The sequence below is a fragment of the Streptomyces sp. NPDC031132 genome (assembly GCF_055570595.1).
In genome coordinates this window covers 13129-37734 of the sequence record NZ_JBVIGX010000051.1, presented here as the reverse complement: position 1 = coordinate 37734, position 24606 = coordinate 13129, and the positions used below count along the sequence as shown (strand labels likewise).

Below are 24606 nucleotides of genomic sequence, written 5' to 3'. Positions count from 1 at the left end.
ATGAGCTTGGCCTTGACCGCCCAGTCGGACTCGGTCTTCAGCGTGGACGCCAGCGGGTCGTCGGTGACCAAGATGGACTGCCAGGCCGGGTCGATCACCGCGGGCTCGAGCTCCTTGCCGCTGAGCGCCTTGAGCGCCGCGTTCGCGGAGGCCTTCGCCTGGTCGGGGTTGGCGTTGATCCACTCGTTCGTCTTCACCGTGCCGCGCAGCACGGCCTCCACGACGTCCGCGTGCTCCTTGAGGAACTTCTGCGACACGATGACGTTCGTGATCACGAACTTCTTGTCGGCCCACAGCTCGGTCTCGTCGAGGAGGACGGAGCCGCCGTCGGCGACGAGCTTGGAGGCGGTCGGCTCCGGCACCCAGGCGCCGTCGATCGAACCCTGCTTGAAGGCGTCCGGGGTCACCTTGTTGTCCGTGCGGACCACGGAGACGTCACCCTTGCCGGACTCCGGGTCGACCGTCCAGCCCTTCTCGCCGATCCAGTTGAGGAACGCGACGTCCTGCGTGTTCCCCTTCTGCGGGGTGGCGATCTTCTTGCCCTTGACGTCGTCCAGGGTCTTGATCTTGTCCGGGTTCACGACCAGCTTCACGCCGCCGGAGGCGGAACCCGAGACGATCCGCAGGTTGCTGCTCTTGGACTTCACGTAGCCGTTGATCGCCGGCGAGGGGCCGATGAAGCCGATGTCGAGGGAGCCCCCGTTGAGGGCTTCGATCTCCGACGGGCCGGCGTTGAAGGTCTGCGGCTTGATCGCGGTACCGCCGAGCTCCTTGGCGATCAGGCCCTCCTGGATGCCGACCAAGGCGGTGGCGTGCGTCAGGTTCGGGAAGTACCCGATACGGACCTCGGAGGCCGACAGCTTCGCTCCGCCGGCGGCCGCGCCTGCCTTCTTGGCGTCCGCGCCGGCGGGCTTCTCGGCCTGGGAGCCGTAGCCGCAGGAGGCGAGCGCGCCGATCAGCAGCGGCAGGGCGGCAGCGGCGACGACGCTGCGGCGCAGAGCGGAAGGGGAGAACGCGGTGCGGGCGGTACCGGTGGCAGGCACGGGAGGACTTCCTCTCGTGACGTGGTCATCTCATGACGCACGTCTTCGTCTGTGGAGCAAGGGCAGGTAGAGCTCGTGGGGGGCGAGGGCGCGCATGCAGTGCGCGTACGTCATCGCGCACATCGCGCCACTCCTCCCTGGCCGCTGCCGAGGCGGCCGCTGCCTACGCGGCCGCCCTCCTTGGCGAAGGTCGAGTAGATGTCGGAAGGCATGGGTTAGAAGTCCCACCCTTCTTCGTCCGCCTGGACGGTGGTGCGCGCCTGGGAGGCGAAGGACTCGCCGGCCATGCCCGCCGCCAGGGTGGTTCCGTCGGCCGGGTCGATCAGCAGGAAGGACCCGGTACGGCGCGAGTCGGCGTACGCGTCGAGCGCGAGCGGCTCGGCGGTGCGCACGACGACGCGGCCGATGTCGTTGGCCACCAGCTGCCCGGGGTTCGGGTGCTGGGACAGGTCGTCCAGGGTCAGCCGCGAGGGGATCTCCTTGACGATCGCCTTGACCGTGCGCGTGGTGTGCTTGAGCAGCACCCGTGCGCCGACGGCCAGCGGCTGGTCCGCGACGTGGCAGACGGTGGCGACGACGTCCTGCGTGGTGGCCGGGGAGCTCGCGGACGGCGCGATCAGGTCGCCGCGCGAGATGTCGATGTCGTCCGCCAGACGCACCGTCACCGACTGCGGCGCCCAGGCGATGTCCACGCTCTCGCCGAGCGCGTCGATCCCGGCGATGACCGAGGTACGGCCCGAGGGCAGGACGGTGACCGGCTCACCGACGCGCAGCACACCGGAGGCGATCTGGCCCGCGTAGCCGCGGTAGTCGGGGTGCTCCGCGGTCTGCGGGCGGATCACGTACTGCACCGGGAAACGCGCCGGGCAGGCCGTGAGGTCATGGCTGACCGGAACGGTCTCCAGGTGCTCCAGCACCGTCGGGCCGCCGTACCAGTCCATGTGCGAGGAGGGCTCGACCACGTTGTCGCCGGCGAGCGCCGAGATCGGGATCGCGGTGATCTCCGGGACGCCCAGGTCCGAGGCGTACGCGGTGAACTCCTCGGCGATCGACGCGAAGACCGACTCCTGGTAGCCCACCAGGTCCATCTTGTTGACGGCCAGCACCACGTGCGGCACGCGCAGCAGGGCCGCGACGGCGGCGTGCCGGCGCGTCTGCTCGATCACGCCGTTGCGCGCGTCGACCAGGACCACGGCCAGGTCGGCGGTCGAGGCACCGGTGACCATGTTCCGCGTGTACTGCACGTGCCCCGGGGTGTCGGCGAGGATGAACCGGCGCCGCGCGGTGGCGAAGTAGCGGTACGCCACGTCGATGGTGATGCCCTGCTCCCGCTCGGCCCGCAGGCCGTCGGTCAGCAGTGCGAGGTCGGGGGCGTCCTGGCCGCGCTGGGCGGAGACGGCCTCGACGGCCTCCAGCTGGTCCGTCAGGACCGACTTGGAGTCGTGCAGCAGCCGTCCGACCAGCGTGGACTTGCCGTCGTCGACGGAACCGGCGGTCGCGAAGCGCAGCAGCGTGGTCGCCGACAGATCGGCGAACTGCTCGGTGGTGGAGGTCATGTCTAGAAGTACCCTTCGCGCTTGCGGTCTTCCATCGCGGCCTCGGACATCTTGTCGTCGGCGCGGGTCGCACCCCGCTCGGTGAGCCGGGAGGCGGCGATCTCGGTGATCACGGCGTCCAGCGTGGTGGCGTCGGAATCGACGGCACCGGTGCAGGACATGTCACCGACCGTGCGGTAGCGGATGAGGCGCGTCTCGGGCGTCTCGCCCTCCTTCGGGCCGCCCCACTCGCCGGCCGTCAGCCACATGCCGTTGCGCTGGAACACCTCGCGCTCGTGCGCGAAGTAGATCTCCGGCAGCTCGATGCCCTCACGGGCGATGTACTGCCACACGTCCAGCTCGGTCCAGTTGGACAGCGGGAACACCCGCACGTGCTCGCCCGGGGCGTGGCGGCCGTTGTAGAGCTGCCACAGCTCGGGGCGCTGGCGCCGCGGGTCCCACTGCGAGAACTCGTCGCGCAGCGAGAACACCCGCTCCTTGGCGCGGGCCTTCTCCTCGTCACGCCGCCCGCCGCCGAACACGGCGTCGAACTTCAGCTGCTGGATCGCCTCCGTGAGGGGGACGGTCTGCAGCGGGTTGCGGACCCCGTCCGGGCGCTCGCGCAGCTTGCCGGCATCGATGTACTCCTGGACGGAGGCCACGTGCAGACGCAGGTTGTGCTCCGCCACCGCCCGGTCGCGGTAGGCCAGGACCTCGGGGAAGTTGTGCCCGGTGTCCACGTGCAGCAGCGTGAACGGCACGGGCGCCGGCGCGAACGCCTTCAGCGCCAGGTGCAGCATCACGATCGAGTCCTTGCCGCCGGAGAACAGGATCACCGGCTTCTCGAACTCGCCCGCCACCTCGCGGAAGATGTGCACGGCCTCCGATTCGAGGGCGTCGAGGTGCGACAGCGCGTAGGGCGCGTCCGTCCCTTCGTGGACGTGTGCGACGGTAGCGGTCATGCCAGACCCCTCTCGGTGAGCAGCGCGTGCAGGGCCGAAGCCGACTCCTGCACGGTCTGCGTGTGCGACTCGATGCGGAGGTCCGGGGACTCCGGAGCCTCGTACGGGTCGTCGACGCCGGTCAGACCGGAGATCTCGCCCGCCGCCTGCTTGGCGTACAGGCCCTTCACGTCACGCTCGGAGCAGACCTCGACCGGGGTGGCCACGTGCACTTCGAGGTAGTTCGTGTCGGCGGCCGAGTGGCGCCCCCGGACGGCCTCGCGGCTGTCCGCGAACGGCGCGATCACCGGCACGAGCGCCTTGACGCCGTTGCTCGCGAGGAGTTCGGCGACGAAGCCGATCCGCTGCACGTTGGTGTGGCGGTCCTCGCGGGTGAAGCCGAGGCCGGAGGAGAGGAACTCGCGGATCTCGTCGCCGTCGAGGACCTCCACGCGGTGGCCCTCGGCGCGCAGCCGCTCGGCCAGCGCGTAGGCGATGGTGGTCTTGCCCGCGCTCGGCAGCCCGGTCAGCCACACGGTGGCGCCCTGGTCGCTCACGCTCATCGTTCTCGTCTCCGTCGGTTCTGTGGAAGTCGGTGCTTCGAGGTCGCTCATCAGCCGTGCAGTCCGCACTCGGTCTTGGCCCGCCCGGCCCAGCGGCCGGCCCGTGCGTCCTCGCCCTCCGCCACGCGGCGGGTGCAGGGGGCGCAGCCGACGGAGGCGTAGCCGTCCATCAGCAGCGGGTTGGTCAGCACGCCGTGCTCCGCCACGTACGCGTCGACGTCGTCCTGGGTCCAGCGGGCGATCGGGGAGATCTTGACCTTCTGCCGCTTCTCGTCCCAGCCGACCACCGGGGTGTTCGCCCGGGTCGGGGACTCGTCGCGGCGCAGGCCCGTCCCCCACGCCTCGTACGCGGTCAGGCCCTCTTCCAGCGGCTTGACCTTGCGCAGTGCGCAGCACAGGTCGGGGTCGCGGTCGTGCAGCTTCGGGCCGTACTGCGCGTCCTGCTCGGCCACCGTCTGGCGCGGGGTGAGCGTGATGACGTTGACGTCCATCACGGCCTCGACCGCGTCGCGGGTGCCGATGGTCTCCTCGAAGTGGTAGCCCGTGTCGAGGAAGACGACGTCCACGCCGGGGAAGGCGCGGGAGGCCAGGTGGGCGACCACCGCGTCCTCCATGGAGGAGGTCACGGCGAACTTCTTGCCGAAGGTCTCGGCCGCCCACGTGAGGATCTCCAGCGGGGAGGCGTCCTCGAGGTCGCGGCCCGCCTGCTCGGCCAGCGCCTTGAGGTCGCGCGTCCCCGCGGCCTGCTCCGCTGCCTGACTCGTCGTCATATCTCGTCCCCTCCAGTGGTGTCGGACTGAACGCCCCGGGCCAGCAGCCCGAGGTACTTCAGCTGGAAGGCTCGGTTGCAGGCCCTGCATTCCCAGGCGCCGTGACCCGTCTCGTTCGGAAACAGGTCCTCGTCGCCGCAGTACGGGCAGTAGAACGGGGCTGCGCGCTCGCTCACGAGAGGTCCTCGTCCTTCGCACGGGTCACCCAGGCGGCGAAGCGCTCGCCGTCGCCGCGCTGCTCCTGGAAGCGCGTGACGACCCGCTCGACGTAGTCGGGCAGACCGGCCGAGGTGACCTTCAGGCCGCGGACCTTGCGGCCGAAGCCGGCCTCCAGGCCGAGGGCGCCGCCCAGGTGGACCTGGTAGCCCTCCACCTGGTTGCCGTCGTCGTCCAGGACCAGCTGGCCCTTGAGACCGATGTCCGCCACCTGGATACGGGCGCAGGCGTTCGGGCAGCCGTTGATGTTGATGGTGAGCGGCTCGGCGAACTCCGGCAGGCGGCGCTCCAGCTCGTCGATCAGCGAGGCGCCGCGCGCCTTCGTCTCGACGATGGCCAGCTTGCAGAACTCGATGCCGGTGCAGGCCATCGTGCCGCGGCGGAACGGGGACGGCTTGACCCGCAGGTCCAGCGCCTCCAGGGCCTCCACGACGGAGTCGACCTTGTCCGCCTCGATGTCGAGGACGATCATCTTCTGCTCGGCGGTGGTGCGCAGGCGGCCGGAGCCGTGCTGCTCGGCGACGTCCGCGATCTTCGTCAGGGTGGCGCCGTCCACGCGGCCGACGCGGGGCGCGAAGCCGACGTAGAACTTGCCGTCCTGCTGCTGGTGGACGCCGACGTGGTCGCGCCACTGGCCGCTCGGCTGCTCGGGCGCGGGGCCGTCGGTCAGCTTGCGCTTCAGGTACTCGTCCTCCAGGACCTGGCGGAACTTGGCCGGGCCCCAGTCGGCGACGAGGAACTTCAGCCGGGCGCGGGTGCGCAGGCGGCGGTAGCCGTAGTCGCGGAAGATCGAGATGACGCCCTCGTAGACGTCCGGGACCTCGTCCAGCGAGACCCAGGTGCCCAGGCGCACGCCCAGCTTGGGGTTGGTCGAGAGGCCGCCGCCGACCCAGACGTCGAAGCCGGGGCCGTGCTCCGGGTGGTTCACGCCGACGAAGGCGATGTCGTTGATCTCGTGCGCCACGTCGAGCAGCGGCGAGCCGGAGACCGCGGACTTGAACTTGCGGGGCAGGTTGGAGAAGTCCGGGTTGCCCACGATGCGGCGGTGGATCTCCTCGATGGCGGGCGTGCCGTCGATGATCTCGTCCTGGGCGATGCCGGCGACGGGCGAGCCCAGGATGACGCGGGGCGTGTCACCGCATGCCTCGGTGGTCGACAGGCCGACGGCCTCGAGGCGGCGCCAGATCTCCGGGACGTCCTCGATCCGGATCCAGTGGTACTGCACGTTCTGGCGGTCGGTGAGGTCGGCGGTGCCGCGCGCGAACTCCTGCGAGATCTCGCCGATGACGCGGAGCTGCTCGGTGGTCAGCCGGCCGCCGTCGATGCGGACGCGCAGCATGAAGTACTTGTCGTCCAGCTCCTCCGGCTCCAGGATCGCGGTCTTGCCGCCGTCGATCCCGGGCTTGCGCTGGGTGTACAGACCCCACCAGCGCATGCGGCCGCGCAGGTCGTTGGGATCGATCGAGTCGAAGCCCGTCTTGGAGTAGATCGTCTCAATGCGTGTCCGCACGTTGAGACCGTCGTCGTCCTTCTTGAACTGCTCGTTGCCGTTGAGGGGGGTGTGGTGTCCAACGGCCCACTGACCCTCACCGCGGTGACGGCCGGTCTTTCGGCGCGCGGCGGCGGGCGTTTCGGGGGTGGAGGCCATGGCGGTACATCCTTCTTCGGCGGCTTCAATGCAGGGTCAGGGGGAGCGGCGGCGAGCCCCTGTCATCGGCCCTGCCGCGGAGCAGGTGCGGCCGACAGCCGCCCTTGCCGGTGTTTCCGGAGGTCAGGGCGGTCTTCGGCCTTCAGGGGACATGCAGGTGCTTCGGGGTCGACGCGTCCGCAGCGGCGGGGACGACGGCGATGTGCGGCGGTGGCTGGTTCCGTCAGCTCGCCGGACAGATGGCGCTGGACATGCGGCCGAGGTCGACGTGCCGCCGACTCACCAAGGCAATTCCAGCTCCATTCATGGCGGAAGCGTGTCATGTGCCGATTGGAGGAGTCCACTACTGTCCATTATTCGGACGATGTGGTCCCGCATTACGAGACGACGTGACCGGGGTCACGCGCGGAAGTGGCCGATGGAGCGGGTGGTTCAGCCGCGACCACGTTACGGCGTCGCGCCGGCGGCGGGCCGGAACGGCGTCGAGGTCTCGACCCCGGCCGCCGCGGGCCCGTACCGCCGCAGCGCCTCCAGAGCGGCGTCCGCGCTCCGGGGGATCGGCGGGGGCGGCCGTTGCGGGACCCGGGGCGACGCCGGAGCCGGCATGTCCGGAGCCCGCTCGTACATGCCCAGCGAGACCACCCCGGCCGACATCTCCAGGGGAAGGCGCGGCTGCGCCACGCGGACCTGGGCCTTCCAGGTTCCGCGGGGCCGGTCGACGTCCGCGAGTGCGGTGGGCCAGTTCGACCGCTCGTCGGCCCGGCGGACCATCGCGTAGACCGTCGCCCCGGGGTCCAGCCCGCTGACGGTCCCCTCGAAGTAGACGACGACACCGGCCGGAGGTGCGGCGGGATCGGCGAACTGCCTGGTGAGGAGCGTGGTGACAAGGGGGTGCGCGACCGTCTCCGACGGGAGCGGGGGCCGCGGCTGCGGCTCCTGTGCCGGCTCCCGGGAGATGACCGCCACGACGATGCCCGCCACGGCCGCGACCAGCGCCGCGAGGAGGCTCTGCCAGCGGTACGACCCGGACAGCAGTCGGGCCCGGCGCCCGGGAACGGCGGGGGGTGCCGGCAGCGTCGGGCGGTCGGGTGCGTATTCCTCCTGCGGGATGCCCGGGTCCGGCTCGTCGGCCGGATCCGGCGGGCCTGCGGTGCTCATGGTCCTCGCCTGGGCTCGACGGACCTCCAGCATGCGCGGGCCGGGCATCCGCAGGCCCGGCGCCACGCCGACGTGGGGAGGGTCAGGCGCCCGGCCAGGGGCCCGGGGTGGGGGCGGACTCCTTTTCCTCCGTCTCCGTACGGAAGACCTTGAAGCCGCGGCGGAGGTAGTTGTCCATCGCCGTCGGGCCGTCCTGGCTGCAGGTGTGGAGCCACACCCGCGTCGTCGCCTCGCGCTCCGGCCAGCGGTCCGCCAGGGACCATGCCGCTTCGATGCCCAGGGTCAGCAGGTGCCCCCCGATCCGGCGCCCGCGGAAGTCCGGGAGCAGCCCGAAGTACATGATCTCCACCACGCCGTCGTCCTGCGGGTCGAGCTCCACGTACCCGGCCGGCGTCCCGCGGTCGTACGCCACCCAGGTCTCCACGCCGGGACGGCCCAGCTGCTCCACCCACTGGGCGCGGGTCAGCGAGAGCCGGTCCGTCCAGTGGATGTCACCGCCCACCGAGGCGTAGAGGAAGCGGCTGAACTCGGGCGAGGGGACCTCCGCCCGCCGGACACGGATCTCAGGCCCTGGGACGGCCGCCCGGACCAGGTCCTGCGGGGAGGTCATTTCCAGGGACCAGGTGGTGAGTGTGATGGTGCTCATGCAGGTCAGGGAATCACGGCCTGCCCCGTACGGCCCAGGCGGGCCTTGATCACCGCCGGTGCCGTGGAGTGCGGCAGAAGCGCCGCCGGGTCCTCGGGGCGGATCAGCTCCACCTCCACGTCGTCCGCGAAGCGGTACGGGCGGTGGGTCAGCAGCCCGCCCAGGTGCCGCCGTACCCGCGACAGCTCCGCCCGGACCGTCACCGTACGCGTCGGGTCCCCGAACAGCTCCGCCGACAGCTCGGCCGCCGACCGCCCCCGCGGGCTCTCCGCCAGCAGGAACAGCAGCTCCGCGTGGCGCGGGCTCAGCTCCTGCGACCAGCTCCCGGCGGCCCCGTACACCGTCGCCGACCACGTGCGCCGACGGCTCAGGTCCAGGACGACCCGGCTCGCCGCGGTCGCCGTGCCCGGCTCCTCCGCGATGCGCAGCAGCCAGCCGCCCGGCAGCGGCTCCACCACGCAGTCCCCGAGCTGCGGCACCCACACCCGCCCCGGCCCGAACCCCTTCGGCAACGGGATCCGGTCCGCCGGGGCCAGGCCCGTCACCGCCGCCGTCCAGCCGTGCGGGTCCACCACCACGGCCCGCCCGGACAGCCGGGCCAGCAGCGGCGCCGCGACCGCCCGCAGCCGCTCCAGCGACTCCAGGTGCCGGATCCGCAGCTCCCGCTCCGCGAGCCGGGCCACCGCGCTCACCCACGCCAGCGTGGCCGGGTGCATCGTCGCCAGCGGCCCGCTGACGTCCACCACGCCCAGCAGCTGCCCGTCCCGCGGGTCCCGCACCGGGGCCCCCGCGCAGGTCCAGTCGTGATGGCTGGAGACGAAGTGCTCCGCGGAGAACACCTGCACGGGCTGCCGGGCCACCAGGGCCGTACCCACCCCGTTGGTGCCGACCACCGCCTCGTCCCAGTCGGCGCCCACCGAGAAGCCCAGCCGGTCGGCCTTGCGCAGGATCGACGTGGCCCCCTCCCGCCACAACAGCCGCCCCTCCGCGTCGGCGACGACCATGATGTGCAGCGCCGTGTCCAGCGCCGGCAGCAGCCCCTCGCGCAGCACCGGCAGGATCTCCCGCAGCGGCGAGACCTGCCGCCGCTCCTCGGTCTCGGCCGTCGACAGCATCCGCGAGCGCGCGTCCCGGTCCGGGTGCACTCCGCAGGCCAGCATCCGGCGCCAGGACTCGGCGATCTCCGGGCGGGGCTCGGCCGGCGGCCGGTCCCCGGCCAGCGCGGCCGCCCGCACCCCCTTGAGCAGACGCGCGGCCTCCCGCGCGTCCATGGCCGAGATGCGTGCCACATCGACCGTGCTGCCTGCGGTGTAGGCCACCGGAACCTCCCCGTGTGGAACAGGACGTACGAGGGAATCCGCCCGGGCGGTCCGCGCGTGCCGCTTCCCCGGGCACGCACGGCGGACGGTTCCGACTCAGAGGGTTGCAACGGTATGCAACTCTCGCCAAGTCCCGGTCACCCGACCGAAACTGTCCGGACGTCGCCTCGCGGCGTGACAGCTCCTCCTCGGGGCTTTCGGATCAGGGGTGGTGCCGAGTCGGCGCGGCGCCACCCCTGCTCCCGGTCAACGGGTCCGGATCCCGGCTCGGACCTGTTTGGGGACAGGGGCCACAACCTAGCCCGCGATCCGCGCCCGTTCGACCAGCGCACCCAGCCCCAGGCTGTGCGGCAGCGTGCCGAAGGCCGCACCCCCGTCGCCGCCCAGGCGCGAGGCGCAGAACGCGTCCGCCACTTCCGGCGGCGCCCAGCGCACCAGCAGCGATCCCTGGAGCACCAGGGCGATGCGCTCCACCACCCGGCGGGCCCGCGCCTCGATGCCCTCCAGGTCCGCGAGCTCCGTCAGCAGCCCCTTGATGGCCGAATCCAGCCGGTGGTCGGCGCCGCGGGCCTGCCCCACCTCCTGGAGGAACGCGTTCAGCGCCTGGGGCTCCCGCTGCAGGGCCCGCAGCACGTCCAGGGCCTGGACGTTGCCCGAGCCCTCCCAGATCGAGTTCAGCGGGGACTCGCGCAGCAGCCGCGGCAGCCCCGACTCCTCGACGTAGCCGTTGCCGCCCAGACACTCCAGGGCCTCCGCCACCATCGGCGTACAGCGCTTGGTCACCCAGTACTTCGCGGCGGGCACCGCGATGCGCAGGAAGGCCCGCTCCTGCTCCGTCCCCGCGTCGTAGGCGGCCGCGAGGCGCAGCCCGAGGGTGGTGGCCGCCTCGGACTCCAGGGCGAGGTCGGCCAGCACGTTGCGCATCAGCGGCTGCTCGATGAGCCGTGCTCCGAAAGCAGAGCGGTGCTCCGTATGGTGCACGGCCTGCGTCAGCGCCTGCCGCATCAGCGCGGCCGAGCCCAGCACGCAGTCCAGCCGGGTCGCCGCGACCATCCCGATGATGGTCCGCACCCCCCGCCCCTCCTCGCCGACCCGCCGCGCCCACGTCCCGTCGAACTCCACCTCGCCCGAGGCGTTCGACCGGTTGCCGAGCTTGTCCTTAAGCCGCTGGATCGCGAACACGTTGCGCGTGCCGTCCTCCAGCACCCGCGGCACCAGGAAGCAGGTCAGGCTGTCCTTCCCGGAGGGGGATGCCTGCGCCAGCACCAGGAACCCGTCCGACATCGGCGCCGAACAGAACCACTTGTGCCCCGTCAGCAGGTACTCGCCCGCCGCGTCCAGCGGCTTCGCCACCGTCGTGTTCGCCCGTACGTCGCTGCCGCCCTGCTTCTCCGTCATCCCCATGCCGAACAGCACCCCGCCCTTCTGCGCGGCCGGCAGTAGCCCTTCCTCGTACACGTGCGAGGTCAGCCGCGGCTCCCACTCGGCGGCCAGCTCGGGGTCCGTCCGCAGCGCCGGTACGGCCGCATGGGTCATCGAGACCGGGCAGCCGTGCCCCGCCTCGGCCTGCGACCACACGAAGAAACCGGCCGCGCGGCGCAGGTGCCCGGCCGGCCGCCCCCACGCATCGGTGAGCCCGGCGCCCACCGCGTGCCCGAGCAGCCGGTGCCAGGCCGGGTGGAACTCCACCTCGTCGATCCGGTTGCCGTACCGGTCGTGCGTACGCAGTTCCGGGGGGTTCTCGTTCGCCTGTGCGCCCCACTGCTGGGCCTGTGCCGAGCCCGCCGACCGGCCCAGCTCGGAGAGCTCCTCACCCACCTCGGCGAGGAGTTCGGGCGCCGAGGCCGACAGGTGGCGCTCCACGCCCTCGCGAAGGGCCCGGTCGGTGCCGTAGACGTCGTAGCCCACCAGGGGAGGGGGCTGGTTGGTGACGGTGTGGGTGGTGGCTGCCATGCGGATACCGTAAGGACGTGCAGCCAGCAAAAGAAACACCCGAGCGGGTCCCCGGGCGGCTCCATCGGGCCCGCGCCCTCTACCGCAACGTCTCCAAGCGCAAGATGGCGTGGCTGCTCCTGAAAGACACCGTCAATTCGTGCATCGAGTACCGGATCCTCGGCCTGGCGGCCGAAGCGGCGTTCTTCACGCTGCTCTCGCTGCCGCCGCTGTTCCTCGGCCTGCTGGGCCTGCTCGGGTACGTGGACGGCTGGACGGGCGGCACCTTCGTGGCCTCCATCGAGGAGAACATCCTGAACGCGGTCGGCACCGTCCTCTCCGACCGGGGCGTCAGCGACATCGCGAAACCGATGCTCGACGACGTCACCAAGGCCGGCCGCCCGGACCTGATCTCCCTCGGCTTCGCCTTCGCCCTCTGGTCGGGCTCGCGGGCGGTCAACGTCTTCATCGACACCATCACCGTGATGTACGGGCTCGACGGCCAGCGCGGCATCGTCAAGACGCGGCTGCTGGCCTTCCTGCTGTACGTGATCGCCCTGGTGATCGGCGCGATCGTGCTGCCGCTGATGGTCGCCGGGCCGGACGCCGTCGTCCGCTGGGTGCCCTGGAGCACGGAAGTGATCGCGGTGCTGTACTGGCCGACGGTCACCCTGCTGTCCATCGCGTTCCTGACCACGCTGTACCACGTCTCCGTCCCCGTGCGCTCCCCGTGGATCGAGGACGTGCCGGGCGCGCTGGTGGCGCTCGCCATGTGGGTGCTGGGCTCGTTCCTGCTGCGGATCTACCTGACCAACACCGTCGAGGGCCCGACCATCTACGGATCGCTGGCCGCCCCGGTCGCCGTCCTGCTGTGGATCGGCGTCTCGGCCTTCGCCGTCCTGGTGGGCGCGGCCGTGAACGCCGCCATCGACCGCGTCTGGCCGTCCGTGGCCACCGCCGCGGCCCGCGAGGCGAACGAGCGGGTCCGGGAGGCGGAGGCCGCGCAGCTGGTCGCGCGGGCCGCCGCCTGGCGTGCGCTGGCCGAGGGCGAGTCGGAGGACGACGACGAGGGTGACGCCGGGATGCCGTCCGAGTTCCCGGAGCGCTGGTCGAACTTCCTGCCGCCGGAGGACTACTCCTCCCGCCTGCGCAAACACTGACCGCACCGCCGGACCCGCCGTAGCCTGGCGCTGTGCACGAGGAGCGGCGGTACGAGGAGCGGCCGTACGAGGAGCGGCCGTCCCCGCTGGTGCCCGGCGCGATCGTGTGGAGCCGGGCCGGGGCGCCCGGCGGGCCCGTCCTGCCCGACGGCTGCATCGACCTGCTGTGGGTCGGCGGGCGGCTGCTGGTCGCCGGCCCCGACACCGGCCCGCACCCCGTCGGAGAGGTGCCGGGCGGGGCCTACGGCCCGGTGACGGGACTGAGGTTCGCCCCCGGTACGGCGCCCGCGCTGCTCGGTGTACCGGCGTACGAGCTGCGCGACCGGCGGGTCGAGCTGGCCGACCTCTGGCCGGGTCCCGAGGTGCGCGGCCTCGCCGAGCGGATGAGTGCGTACGAGGACCCCTGCGCGGGGCTGGAGCGGCTGGCCCGCAGCCACGCGGACCGGAGCGCGCCCCCCGACCCCCTCGCCACCCGGGTGGCGGCGGGGCTCCGAGCGGGGGAGTCGGTGGCCGCCGTGGCCGCGGCGGTCGGCCTCGGGGCGCGCCAGCTGCACCGGCGCTCCCTGGACGCCTTCGGCTACGGACCCCGCACGCTCGGGCGGGTGCTGCGGCTCCAGCGGGCGCTGGAGCTGGCCCGCCGGGGGCTGCCGCAGGCCGAGGTGGCGTACCGGGCCGGGTACGCGGACCAGGCCCATCTCGCCCGCGAGGTGCGGGCGCTGGCCGGGACCACCCCGGGGGCCTACGCGGCGGCCCACACCCAGGCCCACACCCAGGCCCACCCCCAGGCCTACGCCCCGGCGGGCGCTTCGCCGGGCGCTTCGGCCGGGGCGAACAGCGAGACGGCGCAGCCGTCCGGGTCGAGCACGACGGCGTAGCGCTGTCCCCAGAAGGCGTCCCAGGGCTCCAGGTGGCCCTTGTACCCGGCGTCCGTCAGCTCGGCGTACACCGCGTCCACCTCTGCGGGGGAATCGCACAGGAACGCCAGGTCCCGCCGACCGTCCCCGGTGGGACGGGTCCAGGAAGGGTCGAAGGAGCGGACGACGTCCTCCGTGTCCCAGGCGATCCGGAGCCCGCCGGGGAGGACGGCCTCCACGTGCGGCTGTTCCTCCGCCCCGGCCGGGACGTCCAGACCCAGGCGGCGGTAGAAGGCGAGCGAGGCGGCCATGTCGGAGACGACCAGGCCGATCAGGTCGAGTCGGGGAGTCATGCGCCCAGGCTAGGAGCCGCCCCGCCCGCCGGTCTTGAACGAATCGGACATCCGTGCCGCACGGGCGGCGCCCGGAAAAAGAATTGGCGGCCTCCCGAGCGCCATTGCTACGGTGATCGTGTTCCCGCCGATGGGCGCGGAACTGCCAGCACGTGCATGACCCGGAGGTGAGTTCATTGATGACTGTCGTCACGCAGGGCGCGGACCGCACCCAGAAGACCATCAATGTCACTTCCGTGGTCTCCGGCTGACCTCACACCTCTTCGCGCGCCGCTGTGCGCGCGCTGCCGGGGCCACCCTGTGAAGGGTTTCCCCTTGTCTTTCTCTTCTTCTCCGTCGTTTCCGTCCACTTCGCACGCGCACGCCCTCGCCGCCTTCGGCTGGGACGAGGCGTGGGAGGCCGAGTTCGCCCCGTACACCGGCCAGGGCCTGCTGCCCGGCCGCGTGGTGCGGGTGGACCGCGGCCAGTGCGACGTCATGACCGCGGACGGCATCGTCCGCGCCGACACCGCCTTCGTCACCCCGCACGACCCGCTGCGCGTCATCTGCACCGGTGACTGGGCCGTCGTCGAGGCGGCCGGCAACCCCCGGTACGTGAAGACGTACCTGCCGCGCCGGACCGCGTTCGTACGCTCCACCTCCTCGCAGCGCTCCGAGGGGCAGATCCTCGCCGCCAACGTCGACCACGCGATCATCGCGGTGTCACTGGCCGTCGAGCTCGACCTGGGCCGTGTCGAGCGCTTCCTGGCCCTCGCCTGGGAGTCCGGCGCGCAGCCGCTGGTCGTCCTGACCAAGGCGGACCTCGTACCTGACCCGGTGACGCTCTCGCACCTGGTCCAGGACGTGGAGACCACGGCGCCGGGCGTCGACGTCCTCACCGTCTCCTCCCATACCGGGGAGGGCACGGACGTCCTGGAGGCCGTCGTCGCCGGCGGTACGAGCGTGCTGCTCGGCATCTCCGGCGCGGGCAAGTCCACGCTGGCGAACGCGCTGCTCGGCTCCGACGTCATGGACGTCCAGGCCACGCGCGACGTGGACGGCAAGGGCCGGCACACGACGACCACCCGCAACCTGCTGGCCCTGCCCGGCGGGGGCGTCCTCATCGACACGCCGGGACTGCGGGGCGTCGGCCTGTGGGACGCCGGGACCGGGGTCGGCCAGGTCTTCTCCGAGATCGAGGAGTACGCGGCCGACTGCCGCTTCCACGACTGCGCGCACGAGGCCGAGCCGGGGTGCGCGGTGCTCGAGGCGGTCGAGACCGGGGCACTGCCGGAGCGGCGCCTGGAGAGCTACCGCAAGCTGCTCCGGGAGAACCAGCGGATCGTCGCCAAGACGGACGCGCGGCTCCGCTCCGAGATCCGCCGGGACTGGCGCATCAAGTCGGCGGAGGGCCGCGCCAATTACGCGGCGAAGCGCACCGGTCGCTACTGACCGGACCGACCGGGCCGACCGGCGAAACCCGAGGCCCGACCCCTGCTCCGTCGGGGGCCGGGCGTCAGGCCTCCAGGCCCCACGCGAACACCCGCTCCGGGTGGATCCGGATCACCTCCGGGCTGAAGTGCGGGCCCAGCGTGTGCGGGCCGACCTCCAGCGTGGCGCGGCCGCGGACCTCGATCCCGCGGACGCGCCACGGCCGGGTGCTCACCAGATCGTCCACCACCAGCGCGAGCCTCGGGTTGCCCTGGAGGTTGCGCCACTTCTTCGTCGACCCCATCGCCAGGCCGCCGACCAGGATCGTCCCGTCCTCCTGCGGGAAGAACCCCACCGGGTTCGCCTGTGGCTGCCCGGCCGCGTCCACCGTCGCCAGCCGCCCCAGCCGCTGTGACCCGAGGTATGCCAGTTCCGCCTCGCTGAAACCCTTGAACTCCGTCATACGCACCAGCCTCGCCGCCCCGCCCGCTTCCCGCATCGGGCCTCCGGCCGAGCCCGGCCCGAAACCGTGGCCCTACGCCGTGAACACCAGCGAGGCGTTGTGCCCGCCGAAGCCGAACGCGTTGGCCAGCGCGGCCGGCACCCGTCCGTGCCGCGCTCCGCCCCGGACCACGTCCAGGCCGATGTCCGGGTCCAGGGTGTCGAGGTTGCGGGTCGCCGGGACCACCCCGTCCCGGACCGCGAGGATCGCCGCGATCGCGCCGACCGCACCGGCGGCGCCGAACAGGTGACCCGTCATCGACTTGGTCGCCGTCACCGCCGGGTGCCCGCCCACCGCCTCGGTGACCGACCGCGCCTCCACCAGGTCCCCCGAAGGCGTGGAGGTGGCATGGGCGTGGACGTGCGCGATGTCCGAGGGGGCGAGCCCGGCGGCGGCCAGGGCCATCCGCATGGCCCGTACCTGGCCCTCCGCGTGAGCGGCCGTGATGTGGTACGCGTCGGAGGTCACCCCGGCCCCGGCCAGCGTCGCGTGGACCCTCGCCCCGCGCGCCGCCGCGAAGGCGGCCCGCTCCAGGACGACCACGCCCGCGCCCTCGCCGATGACGAACCCGTCCCGGCCGGTGTCGAAGGGCCGGGAGGCCGCCGCAGGGTCGTCGTTGCGCGTGGAGTGGGCCTTGGCCTGAGCGAATCCGGCCAGCGGCAGCGGATGGATGCACGCCTCCGTACCCCCGGCGACCACGACGTCGGCCCGGCCGAGGCGGATCAGGTCCAGGCCCAGCGCGATCGCCTCCGCGCCGGAGGCACAGGCGCTGACCGGGGTGTGCGCGCCGCCGCGAGCACCGAGGTCGATGCTCACCCAGGCGGCCGGACCGTTCGCCATCAGCATCGGCACGGTGTGCGGGGACACCTTCCGTACGCCCGAGGCCTCCAATACGTCGTCCTGCCCGAGCAGGGTCAGCGCCCCGCCCGTCCCGGTCCCGATGACCACGGCGAGCCGCTCCGGCTCCACCTCCGGCCGCCCGGCTGCGGCCCATGCCTCCCGCGCGGCGACCAGCGCCAGCTGCTCGCACCGGTCCATCCGCCGGGCCTGCACCCGGTCCAGCACCTCACCCGGTTCCTGCCGCACCCGTCCCGCGATCCGCACGGGCAGCGCGCCGGCCCACTCCTCCTCGATGGCCCGGATGCCGTTCTCGCCGCGCAGCATCGCCCGCCACGTCGTCTCCACGTCCCCGCCGAGCGGGGTGGTGGCCCCGAGCCCGGTGACGGACACACCTGCCTGGTCAGCGCTCATGACTCATCCCCTTGTGGTCTTCTCACAGTTGGTCGGACTGCTGTCTCTCCCACAGTGGCAAGCGGGGACTGGATACAAGGGCAAGATGATCAACGGATTCGACATCCGGAGTTTGTAGGGTCACGCCATGGCGGTCCGTCAGTCGACCAGTACCGCCCCGACCCACGCGCCCATCACCATCAGGCACGCGAGCAGCTCCACCAGCACGCTCGTCCCCACCGCCCGCATCACCGCCCGCACCGAGGCCCAGGCCTCGCCGTGCGTTCCCAGCCGCAGCCGCTCGCACAGGTAGATGCCGCCCACGAACCCCGGAACCGCCCCCAGCACCGGCACCACCACGAACCCGAGCAGCGCGCCCGCGCCCGCGTACACGGCCATCCGGCGGGTGACCCCCACCCCCCGCAGCCGCCGCGGCGGAAGCTGCCACTCGATCACCTGGACCACCAGCAGCAGCGCCGTCGTCGAGACCAGCAGGGACCAGGCCGGCGCCGAGCGCTCGTGCAGCGCCCACCACAGCACGCCCGCCCACACCAGCCAGGTCCCCGGAACGCCCGGGACCAGCACCCCGACCACCCCGAGCAGCAGCACCAGCCCCACCAGGAGCAGCTGAGGCAGATCCATGCGCTCAGCCTGACCGACCAGGGCCTATCGGGCCACCCAGCCCCTTTCGTACGCATGCCAGCCCAGCTGGAGCCGGGTCGTGACCCCGGACAGCTCCATCAGCCCCTTGACCCGCCGCTGCACCGTCCGCAGCCCCAGCTCCAGGTGCTTCGCCACGCTCGCGTCCGTCATGCCGGCCAGCAGCAGCGTCAGGATCTCCAGGTCCGTGGTGTCGGGCACGCCCTCGGACACCTCCGCCCCGTCGTCCCCCAGCCGCAGCGGCAGCGCCTCCCGCCACACCGCCTCGAACAGCCCCGTCAGGGACTCCAGCAGCCCCGACGCGTGCACCACCAGCGCCGCCGGCTCCGCCCCGGGCCCCGTCAGCGGTACGAGCGCGAGCGACCTGTCCGCGATCACCAGCCTGGTCGGGACCTGCGCCGTCACCCGGACCCCCTCGCCCCGCGCGAGCGCCGTCGACACCTCCCGGATGCCGGTCGGCAGGGTCAGTACGTCCCGCTCGATCACCACCCGGTACTCGACGCCCCGTGCGGCAGCCTGCTCCTCCGCCTCGTTGTCCATCCCCGTCACCACCTGGGGCCGGCTGCTGACCAGGGCGCACACCTCCTCGACCGCGCCCACCTGGAGCTGGTGGAAGCGGTGCGCCACCGCGCTCGCCCCCGTCACCACCTCCACCAGGTCGTGCACCGACGGCTCGGACGCCTCCGCCCGGTACTCCTGCGCCAGCAGCGCCGCCGCCAGCTCGGCCTGCTCCAGCTCGTGACGCTGCTGCGTCAGCAGCGCCCCCAGCGCCACCCCCGGCGGGGCCGCCACCCAGCGCCCCGGCCGGGCCGAGGACTGCGCCGCCAGCCCGTGCCGCTCCAGGTGCCGCAGCGCCCGCTCGGTCTGCGGCACCGGCAGCGCCAGCCGGTGCGCCAGGTCCGGTATCTCCGCCGCCCCCAGCGCCACCAGCGCGCGGTAGGCCGACTCCTGGCCCTCGTCCAGGCCTATCGCACTCAGCAACCGGTCCACCCACCCTCTCGACGCGCCCCTGGCGGGAAGCGGCCACGGCGCAAACCCGCCGCGGACATCATCGCCGCACCACCCGGCTCTCTGCCAGGGTGACGCCACCGCAGCACCAACATCCGCCGGTCAGAAGCCACTTGAGGGAAGCTTTGCCCTGCGATGTAGCAATTGGCCGGAATTGACCTGGGGAGAGCGATGCGCCCGATATCGCGCACGGCACTGGGAGCGGCCGGCGCGGCCGTCCTGGCCGTCACCGCCGTCGGCCCGTCGGCGGCACAGCCGATCGACGGAGCGCCTGGAGGAGCGGGGAAGAGACCGATCGCGGGGAGCGGGGCGGCCGGAAAGCAGCCCGCGGCCCCCGTCACGGTCACCCTGGTCACCGGCGACCGGATCCTGGTGTCCAGCGACCCCGCCGGCCGCACCGCCGCCACCGCGATGCCGCGCGAGGACGGCTCGCAGCCGCTCGTGCAGACCCGCCAGAGCGGCAAGGACCTGTACGTCTACCCCGAGGGCGCGGTCAAGGCCCTCGCCGCCGGCACGGTCGACCAGGAGCTGTTCAACGTCACCGGCCTGATCCGGCAGGGCTACGACGACGCGCACGCCGAAAAGCTCCCGCTCATCGCCGTCTACGACGGCTCCGTCAACCCGGCGCGCAGCGCACCGCCCACCCCGCGCGGCGCCGAGCGCTCCCTCGTCCTCGGCTCCATCGGCGCCGTCGCCCTCGCCGCCGACAAACAGCAGTCCGCAGCCTTCTGGGCGGACGTCACCGACACCCGCTCCCGCGCCGCCGGCGGGCTGAAGAAGCTGTGGCTCGACGGCAAGGTCCAGGCGAACCTGGAGCGGTCCACCAAGCAGGTGGGCGCCACCGCCGCCTGGGCCGCCGGGTACGACGGCAAGGGCACCAAGGTCGCCGTCCTCGACACCGGCACCGACCTCGAGCACCCCGACCTCAAGGGCCGCGTCGCCGCGTCGAAGAACTTCACCGACTCCGACACCGACGCCGACCGCCAGGGCCACGGCACCCACACCATCTCCACCGTCGGCGGCTCCGGAGCCGAGAGCGGCGGCGCCAAGAAGGGCGTCGCGCCGGGCACCGAACTGCTCAGCGGCAAGGTCCTGAACGACGCGGGCCACGGCCTCGACTCGTGGATCATCGCGGGCATGGAGTGGGCCGTCGAGAGCAAGGCCGACGTGGTCTCCATGAGCCTCGGCGACCCCTCCCGGACGGCCTGCGACGACCCCATGTCGGCCGCCGCCGAGCGGCTCGCGCAGAGCAGCGGCACCCTCTTCGTGATCGCCGCCGGCAACTCCGGACCCGGCAACAACACCGTCTCCTCTCCCGGTTGCGCGCCCGGCGTGCTGACCGTCGGCGCCGTCGACCGCGACGACACCACGGCCCCCTTCTCCAGCCGCGGCCCCGCCGGGCCCCAGCACACCCTCAAGCCCGAGATCGCCGCCCCCGGCGTCGGGATCTCCGCCGCGGCCATGGGCGGGCGCGGGGTGTACGCGTACCAGTCCATGTCCGGCACCTCGATGGCCACCCCGCACGTCGCGGGCGCCGCCGCCATCGTCAAGCAGCGCCACCCCGACTGGACCGCCCAGCAGGTCAAGGCCGCCCTCGTCGGCTCCGCGAACTCCGGCGTCCCCGGGGACGTACGCCAGACCGGCGGCGGCCGCCTCGACGTCAAGGCGGCCGTCGACACCGCCGTGACGAGCGCCCCAGCCGTCCAGGGCGGCACGTACAACTGGCCGCAGGACCGCAGCGACCGGACGAGCGTCGAGATCCCGTACACCAACGGCGCCACCCGGACCGTCACCCTGGACCTCGCCGTCGAGAAGGTCACCGGCAACGACGGCTCGGCCGTCCGCAGCCGGATCGCGGGCCTGGACCGCCGTACGGTGACCGTCCCGGCCGGCGCCACCGTCAAGGTGCCGCTCGCCCTCGACCCCTCCGCCCGGTTGGAGCGCTCCCAGTACGGGGACGTCACCGGGCGCGTCGTCGCCACCGCGGACGGCGTCCACGTCTCCACGCCCTTCTCGCTGTACGTGGAGCCGGAGACCGTCACCCTGCGGGTCAAGCTGATCGACCGCGCGGGCAAGCCGGCCGCCGGCCCCTCCTCCCTGGACGTCATCGGCACCGACGACGCCGGCGGGGAGCGCCGCTTCAACGACGGCGCCGTGGACCAGGTCTACCGGGTGCGCCCGGGCTCGTACTTCCTCTCCGGCTTCGTCGGCACGCTCGACGCCGGAGACGGAGCCGCGCTGTACGACTCCCTCACCTACCTGGGCCGCCCCCAGGTGGAGGTCAAGAAGGACACCGTGATCGTGCTGGACGCCCGCAAGGCGGCCCGGCTCTCGATCGCCACCGACCGGCCCACCGAGGCCCGCAACACCACCCTCGCGTTCTCCCGGTACTGGGACGAGTCCTGGCTGCACGCCGGCACGGCGATGGGCGGACGCACCATCCGCGGCTACTACGCCTCGGTCGAAGGCCGGGCCCGCGAGGGCGAGTTCGAGTTCGGGAGCTACTGGCGCGCGGCCGCGCCGCTGATCTCCGAGCTGAAGGCCGTAGGCGGCCCGGCGCTGCACCCGATCACCGCCTCCACCGGCAGCGACAACCTCGACGGAACGGGCAGTGCGCCGCTGGTCGACGCGGGTGCCGGTACTCCTGAGGAACTCGCCGCGGCCGGCGCCAAGGGCGCGATCGTCCTGGTCGAGGCGGAGGACGGCGCGCTGTACGAGGTCGCGGACCACGCGAAGGCGGCCGGGGCCGAGGCCGTCCTCGCCCACCGCGACGCCCCCGGCCGCTGGGTCGGCTTCACCGGCTACGCGGGCGGCTCACTCCCGGCGCTGACCATCGAGCGGGCCGAGGCGAAGGCGCTGCTCGCGCGGCTCGCGGCCGGCAAGGTCACGCTGAGCTGGAAGGGCAGCGCGAAGAGCCCGTACGTCTACAACCTGGCGCAGGTGGAGAACGGCCCGGTGCAGGGGGACCGGACCTACCGGGTGCGCGACCGCGACCTCGGCTCCGCCGAGTCGACGTACCACTCGATGGGCGTCTCCGCCGACTTCGTCGACCTGACCGGCGCCTACCGGCCGCTCGGCAACGCCGTGTACTTCGGCGGCCTGGACACCGTGGCCGTCCCGGGCAAGCGCACCGAGTTCTACTCCGCCGGGGTCACGGCCTGGGACCACATGGTCTCCAGCAGCTTCCCGTGGGGCGAGTTCATGACCGACCGGCAGCGTACGTACGCCAAGGGCGGCAAGCGCAGCGAGAGCTGGTACGACGGGGTCGTCGGCCCGGTCGCCGGCCGCGACCTCGCGGGCCGGCCGCAGCTGGCCGCCGAGCGGCAGGGCAACCTGATCGGCTTCGCCTCCGCGATGTGGGGGGACACGGGGCACTTCGCACAGCCGGGCTCCTTCGGAGACGTCGGCGGGCTGGTCCTCAAGCGGAACGGCGAGCAGATCGGCGACAGCTGGTACCCGTCGGGGGTCTTCGAGGTCCCGGCGGAGGAGGCCACGTACGAACTGACGCAGCAGATAGAGAAGTTCGGCCAGCCGGCGCGCACGTGGCAGCGCTCGCAGGCGGTGGCGACGACGTGGACCTTCCGGTCGAAGCAGGACCCGGCCCGGTACTCGCAGGCCATCCCGATCCTGTTCCCGTCGATCTCGATCCCGGCGGACGGACTGAAGACGCTGCCGGCGGCGGACGGGCAGACGATCGGGCTGACCGCGACGGGGCACGCCGGGTACGTGCCGGGCGCGCTGAAGTCGGTGGAGCTGTCGTACTCGTACGACGGTGAGCACTGGACCCGGGCGGCTGTCGCCGAGCGGGACGGCCGGTGGTCGGCGGTCGTGAACCACGCGGGGGCCGAGGCCGGCCGGCAGGTGACGCTGAAGGTGGAGCTCACCGACACGAACGGCGCCGCCGTCACCCAGACGGTCGCGCGGGCGTACGACATCCGGTAGGTCGTACGAGAGATACGGAAGGGGTCCACCGGGCGGCGGCCCGGTGGACCCCTTTTCGCGTATTCGGCGTTTTCTGCCGCTCTGGGGGGCCAAGAATGGGCCCATGAGTCAGCAGGGCGCGGACGACTGGTGGCAGAAGCTGTACGAGGACCCGGACGCGGGACCGGTCCCGGACCCGGGGGACACGCTGGAGAGCCGTTTCCACTCGGCGTCGGCAGTGACGTCCCCACCGGACCCGGCCCTACCGGCCCCACGACCGGCTCCGCCCGCACCCCCGGGGCCCCCGCCGGGCGCGCCGCCGCCGGGACCGCCGTCAGGTGCTGTGCCGCCGGGACCGCCGGCGGGGACCGCGCCCTCAGGGTCCGTGCGCCCCGGGCAGCCGCGGCACGCCGCGCCGCCGGGGCGGCCGCCAGGCGCTGCTGCGCCGTGGGGTGCTGAGCCGCCCGTGCTGCCGTCGGGGCCCGTGCCACCCGGGCCGCCGTCGGGTGCCGTGCCGCCGGGACCGCCGCCAGGGGGTGCGCAGCCCGGGCCGCCGCCGCAGGCCGTGCCACCCGTGCCACCCGTGCCACCCGTGCCGCCTCGGGGCGCCGAGCCGCCCGGAGCGCCCCCGGGACCGCCGCCGGGGGCTGCGCCGAACGGTCCGCCACCGGGGAATGCGGCGCCGGGGGCGCCCCCGCATGCCGTGCTGCCGGGGCCTCGGCGGGAGGCCGCGCCGGAGCCGCCGCCGCCCCGGGACCCCCGGGAACCCGGCACGACCGGATACGGCCTGGGCAGTGTGACCGTGCCGCCGGCGCTCCCGGAGGAGCCGCCCGAACTGCCGGTCTGGCGCTGGGGCGTCCCCCGCGACACCCCGCCCGAGCCGCCGTCCGAGCCGCCGTCCGCCGCCCCCGAGACCGCCCCCGAGCAGGGCGCGGGCTCCTGGCCCGTCCCCTGGCCGGAGTCCGGCCCCGGACCCGACGCGGGTACGGGGCCCTGGCCTGGACCTGGATCCGGGGCGGGACCGTGGGCCGATGCGGACGGGGCTTCCTCGCCCGGGGCGGGCACCTGGCCCGACACCGGCTCCGGTACGGGGGCCGAGCCCGGGACGGGCGGGGCCCCCGGCACCCGGCCGGTGGCCGGGGACGGCACGGGCCGCCCGCCCGAGGCCCGGGCCGACGCCCACTCCGGCCCGGGCGAGCCCGGCTCGGGTTCCGGTCCCGGTCTCCTGCCCCGGGCCCGTTCCGGTGCCGAGCCCGGCTCCTGGTCGGGCCCGGCGGCCGGGACGGGGCACCGTCCCGCCGCTGCGCAGCGCGGGCCCGGCCCCGGCACCGGGTCCGACCCGGGAACCCGGCCCGCCGCCGAGCCGCCGACCGGTCCCGGAGCCCAGCCCTGGGCAGGTTCCCCGTGGTCCGGTGCGCAGGCTCCGGCCGACGCTGAACGCCACCCAGGGACAGGCCCCGGAGCCGGACCGGGTTCCTGGTCGGACGCCGGCGCCGGTACCGGTCCCGACTCGTCGGCCGGTCCCGGAGCTCAACCGTGGGCCGGTTCCCGTGCCGATGCCGATGCCGATGCCGATGCGGATCCGCGGTCTGGTGCGGAACCTCCGGCCGGTTCCGGTTCCGGTTCCGGTTCCGGCCCCGGGGCGCGGACCCGAACCAGGGGGGGGGCGTGGTCCGTGGACGGGGGGGGCGCGGGGCGCGGCGCCACCCGTGGCGGGAACAGGAAGGGGTACCTTAC

21 protein-coding genes are annotated in these 24606 nt (G+C 73.2%); 4 read left to right on the top strand and 17 right to left on the bottom strand.

Features of this window, described 5'->3' with window-relative positions; genetic code table 11:
• From ACZ49B_RS36545 to ACZ49B_RS36490, 12 genes are all read right to left on the bottom strand, one after another.
• Positions 1–1043: ABC transporter substrate-binding protein (locus ACZ49B_RS36545; RefSeq protein ID WP_468314935.1), on the bottom strand; the 1043-nt coding region annotated here is incomplete at its 3' end.
• A 215-nt stretch (positions 1044–1258) separates the two neighbouring features.
• Entirely contained in the window at positions 1259–2599 is a 1341-nt protein-coding gene (locus ACZ49B_RS36540) for a sulfate adenylyltransferase subunit 1 (protein WP_468314933.1), read from the bottom strand.
• Positions 2600–2601: 2 nt separating this feature from the next.
• Positions 2602–3540, bottom strand: a complete 939-nt coding sequence (cysD, locus tag ACZ49B_RS36535) for a sulfate adenylyltransferase subunit CysD (protein WP_468314931.1) — start codon at positions 3538–3540, stop codon at positions 2602–2604.
• A complete protein-coding gene (gene cysC / locus ACZ49B_RS36530) occupies positions 3537–4082 on the bottom strand; it encodes an adenylyl-sulfate kinase (RefSeq protein ID WP_468314928.1) in 546 nt (181 codons plus the stop codon). Before cysC ends, cysD begins: the two co-directional genes overlap by 4 nt.
• A 50-nt stretch (positions 4083–4132) precedes the next feature.
• On the bottom strand, positions 4133–4852 hold the full coding sequence (locus ACZ49B_RS36525) for a phosphoadenylyl-sulfate reductase (RefSeq protein ID WP_468314927.1): 720 nt from the start codon (positions 4850–4852) through the stop codon (positions 4133–4135).
• Positions 4849–5028 (bottom strand): hypothetical protein, encoded by a 180-nt coding sequence (locus ACZ49B_RS36520; protein ID WP_468314924.1) that lies wholly within the window; start codon positions 5026–5028, stop codon positions 4849–4851. The genes ACZ49B_RS36525 and ACZ49B_RS36520 overlap by 4 nt, the downstream gene beginning before the upstream one ends.
• Positions 5025–6716: a nitrite/sulfite reductase gene (locus ACZ49B_RS36515; protein WP_468314922.1), complete on the bottom strand. Its 1692-nt coding sequence runs from the start codon at positions 6714–6716 to the stop codon at positions 5025–5027. The genes ACZ49B_RS36520 and ACZ49B_RS36515 overlap by 4 nt, the downstream gene beginning before the upstream one ends.
• A 223-nt stretch (positions 6717–6939) precedes the next feature.
• Complete coding sequence (locus ACZ49B_RS36510) at positions 6940–7023, bottom strand: putative leader peptide (protein ID WP_309550570.1); 84 nt, start codon at positions 7021–7023, stop codon at positions 6940–6942.
• 140 nt (positions 7024–7163) lie between these two features.
• A complete protein-coding gene (locus ACZ49B_RS36505; RefSeq protein ID WP_468314920.1) occupies positions 7164–7874 on the bottom strand; it encodes a hypothetical protein in 711 nt (236 codons plus the stop codon).
• An 82-nt stretch (positions 7875–7956) separates the two neighbouring features.
• Positions 7957–8520, bottom strand: a complete 564-nt coding sequence (locus ACZ49B_RS36500) for a GNAT family N-acetyltransferase (protein ID WP_468314917.1) — start codon at positions 8518–8520, stop codon at positions 7957–7959.
• Between the two features lie 5 nt (positions 8521–8525).
• Positions 8526–9791, bottom strand: coding sequence for a GAF domain-containing protein (locus ACZ49B_RS36495; protein ID WP_468314937.1), 1266 nt, complete (start codon positions 9789–9791; stop codon positions 8526–8528).
• Between the two features lie 345 nt (positions 9792–10136).
• Positions 10137–11792, bottom strand: a complete 1656-nt coding sequence (locus ACZ49B_RS36490; RefSeq protein ID WP_468314915.1) for an acyl-CoA dehydrogenase family protein — start codon at positions 11790–11792, stop codon at positions 10137–10139.
• 17 nt (positions 11793–11809) lie between these two features.
• Here ACZ49B_RS36490 and ACZ49B_RS36485 point away from each other — a divergent pair, with 17 nt between their 5' ends.
• Positions 11810–12931: a YihY/virulence factor BrkB family protein gene (locus ACZ49B_RS36485; RefSeq protein WP_468314913.1), complete on the top strand. Its 1122-nt coding sequence runs from the start codon at positions 11810–11812 to the stop codon at positions 12929–12931.
• Positions 12932–12963: 32 nt separating this feature from the next.
• On the top strand, positions 12964–13806 hold the full coding sequence (locus ACZ49B_RS36480) for a helix-turn-helix domain-containing protein (RefSeq protein ID WP_468314910.1): 843 nt from the start codon (positions 12964–12966) through the stop codon (positions 13804–13806).
• Here ACZ49B_RS36480 and ACZ49B_RS36475 read toward each other — a convergent pair.
• Positions 13719–14138, bottom strand: a complete 420-nt coding sequence (locus ACZ49B_RS36475; RefSeq protein WP_468314908.1) for a VOC family protein — start codon at positions 14136–14138, stop codon at positions 13719–13721. The genes ACZ49B_RS36480 and ACZ49B_RS36475 overlap by 88 nt on opposite strands.
• A 315-nt stretch (positions 14139–14453) precedes the next feature.
• Here ACZ49B_RS36475 and rsgA point away from each other — a divergent pair, with 315 nt between their 5' ends.
• The gene (rsgA, locus tag ACZ49B_RS36470; protein WP_468314906.1) at positions 14454–15569 is read left to right on the top strand and encodes a ribosome small subunit-dependent GTPase A; all 1116 of its coding nucleotides are present in this window, start codon (positions 14454–14456) and stop codon (positions 15567–15569) included.
• 64 nt (positions 15570–15633) lie between these two features.
• On the opposite strand, the gene ACZ49B_RS36465 is transcribed toward rsgA, so the two are convergent.
• The 4 genes from ACZ49B_RS36465 to ACZ49B_RS36450 all read right to left on the bottom strand — a co-directional run bounded on the left by ACZ49B_RS36465 (position 15634) and on the right by ACZ49B_RS36450 (position 18921).
• A complete protein-coding gene (locus ACZ49B_RS36465) occupies positions 15634–16011 on the bottom strand; it encodes a PPOX class F420-dependent oxidoreductase (protein WP_468314903.1) in 378 nt (125 codons plus the stop codon).
• Positions 16012–16083: 72 nt separating this feature from the next.
• Positions 16084–17301, bottom strand: a complete 1218-nt coding sequence (locus ACZ49B_RS36460; protein WP_468314901.1) for a beta-ketoacyl-[acyl-carrier-protein] synthase family protein — start codon at positions 17299–17301, stop codon at positions 16084–16086.
• 138 nt (positions 17302–17439) lie between these two features.
• On the bottom strand, positions 17440–17922 hold the full coding sequence (locus ACZ49B_RS36455; RefSeq protein ID WP_468314899.1) for a DUF456 domain-containing protein: 483 nt from the start codon (positions 17920–17922) through the stop codon (positions 17440–17442).
• A 24-nt stretch (positions 17923–17946) separates the two neighbouring features.
• On the bottom strand, positions 17947–18921 hold the full coding sequence (locus tag ACZ49B_RS36450) for a helix-turn-helix domain-containing protein (RefSeq protein ID WP_468314896.1): 975 nt from the start codon (positions 18919–18921) through the stop codon (positions 17947–17949).
• 198 nt (positions 18922–19119) lie between these two features.
• Between ACZ49B_RS36450 and ACZ49B_RS36445 the strand changes: the two genes are divergently transcribed.
• Positions 19120–22890: a S8 family peptidase gene (locus tag ACZ49B_RS36445; protein WP_468314894.1), complete on the top strand. Its 3771-nt coding sequence runs from the start codon at positions 19120–19122 to the stop codon at positions 22888–22890.
• Positions 22891–24606 lie beyond the last annotated feature (1716 nt).